The following is a 1236-nucleotide window of genomic DNA, read 5'->3' on the forward strand; positions in this document are numbered from 1 at the left end:
TGGGGCCTTGACCCCGGATCGTGGACACGGTGTCATTTCGGTTATGCCGCTTCCGTGAGGATAGCGAAGGTGGCGGTCTCGTAGGCGTTCGGGGTGATGTTGCCGATCGCGGAGTGGCGCCTGCGGGTGTTGTAGCGGTTCGCCCACCGGAACACGGCCCGGTAGGCCGTGGGCGCGTTCGGGAACGCGGGTCGGCCTTCGAGCAGTTCGCGCTTGAGGGCCGCGTTGAAGCTCTCGGCGAGGGCGTTGTCGGCCGACGAGCCGATCGCTCCCATCGACTGGATCACCCCGAATCGCTCGCAGAGGCCGGTGTAGGACTTCGAGGTGTAGACCGAGCCGTGGTCGCTGTGGAACACGGCCCCGGCGAGGGAGCCGCGCTCGCGCCATGCAGCCTTCAGCGCGTCTTCGACGAGCTCGGTGCGCATGTGGCTGGCCATCGCCCAGCCGGCGAGCTTCCGTGACCCGAGGTCGATGCAGGACGCGAGGTACAGGTTCGTGCCGTCCTCGATGGGCAGGTAGGTGATGTCGCCGACGTAACGGCGGCCCGGCTCCCCGGTGGAGAAGTCGCGGCCGATCAGGTCCGGGAAGCGCCGCCCCGACTGGTCCGGGATCGTGGTCTTCACCCGCTTGCGCAGCCGGATCCCGGCCAGGCCGTGCTGACGCATCACGCGGGCCACGCGCTTGTGGTTGACCCGCTCACTCTCGGCAACGCCCTCGTTGAGGTCGGCGGTGATCCGCGGTGCACCCAAGGCGCGGTCCCCGCCCTGCTGCGGGTCCTGCAGCGCCCGGATCCGGCCAGCGAGGGCCGCATCTGCCGACTGCCTCGCGGCACGTCCGGGGGCGGCGGACAGCCACGCGTAGAACGACGACCTCGCGATCTCGATGACCTCACACAACCGCTTCACGCCGTAGGCGTCCTTGTGATCCTCGACGAACTGGAAGCGGTTCACCAGCTCGTCTCCCCGGCGAAATACTTCGCCGCCTGACGGAGGATGGACCGGGCTTCCGGTCGTCGTGGTCCCGGAGCCGAGCTTGTCGACCCACTCCTTCAACGCGCCGCGGGACACGCCGAGATCCGCCGCGATCCCCTTGAGCGTCGCCCCGGGCGTGGACTCGTACAAGTCCACCGCTCGGCGACGGAACTCGTCCGTGTAGTTCTTCCTGGCCATCCTTGGATTCTCGCTCCCCCCAGCATCGTGCTGGAATCAGCGTGTCCAAGATCAAGGGTCAAGCCCC

1 protein-coding gene is annotated in these 1236 nt (G+C 68.2%); it reads right to left on the reverse strand.

Annotation, left to right across the window (positions count from 1 at the left end; translation table 11 throughout):
• Positions 1–41: 41 nt before the first annotated feature.
• On the reverse strand, positions 42–1169 hold the full coding sequence (locus tag ACYVJ0_RS13550) for an IS3 family transposase (protein ID WP_460818385.1): 1128 nt from the start codon (positions 1167–1169) through the stop codon (positions 42–44).
• Positions 1170–1236 lie beyond the last annotated feature (67 nt).

The organism is Microbacterium petrolearium, assembly GCF_054782875.1.